Source organism: Thiomicrorhabdus marina (assembly GCF_017571465.1).
In the GTDB taxonomy this organism is placed as follows: domain Bacteria; phylum Pseudomonadota; class Gammaproteobacteria; order Thiomicrospirales; family Thiomicrospiraceae; genus Thiomicrorhabdus; species Thiomicrorhabdus marina.
This window is the reverse complement of record NZ_JAGETV010000064.1, coordinates 1-846: the sequence shown is the minus strand read 5'-3', so window position 1 is coordinate 846 and position 846 is coordinate 1. Positions and strand designations below refer to the sequence as shown.

At 45.3% G+C, this 846-nt stretch carries 1 pseudogene; it reads right to left on the bottom strand.

Annotation, left to right across the window (positions count from 1 at the left end):
- Positions 1-799 (bottom strand): annotated as a pseudogene (locus J3998_RS13310) (transposase family protein); the annotation flags it as partial.
- Between the last annotated feature and the right edge of the window lie 47 nt (positions 800-846).

Below are 846 nucleotides of genomic sequence, written 5' to 3'. Positions count from 1 at the left end.
TGCACGGGAAGATAGGTGATATCGGCGACCCAGAGCTGTTCCGGCGTTTGTGCGAGTTTTTCTTGTCCCTGCTCCTTGAGGAGATTGGGATGTTTATAAAACCGGTGATGACTTTGTGTCGTCTTGTGATAGGCACGTCGATTCCTGACCAACATGCGATACCAACGTAGTAGGTCAAAAAGCGCATCGCGTCCCATCTTTACCCCAGTTTGCGCCGATTGAAGTAGGAGATAGTGCAGTTTTCGTGTACCGATGCGCGGTTGTTCTAAGCGAATATCTCGCACAAAGTTCAGCACAGCGTCAAAACGAATTTGCTTTGCCTTATCTCTTGCTAACCCTTGATAGTAGGCTTGACGACTGATTTTCAGATAACGACAAGCGCGACTGACGGTTAAGGTTTGGAGCCGCTTTTCTTGGAGGATTTTGGTGGTCGCTTTTTTGGGACACTGATTCCAAAGTCTTCTTTCAATACCTTAACAACCTCTTCAAAGAACTGAGCTTTAAGCTTCTCATCAGCGAGTTCCGCTTCGAGTTGTTTGATTCGTTGTTCCGGTGTGAGAGTGGTGGGTTCATCCTTGGACATAGTAAACCTTTTCTGATTACGGTGAATGGACTGAGTATCAGACCAATTTAACCGACCATGCTTTCGCAACCAAGTTAATACAGTGGAACGACCTTGAATACCATAACGAGCTTGCGCTTGTTTATAGGTTAGTTCGCCTTTTTCGACTTGGTCTACAACAGACAGTTTAAAGGCAAGGGAATAGTCACGTTGGGTACGCTTAGTGTTTGAAGTCATTACTTTTTCCTTTTAAGGGCGGAAAAAGTGTCAACGCTATTTAGGAC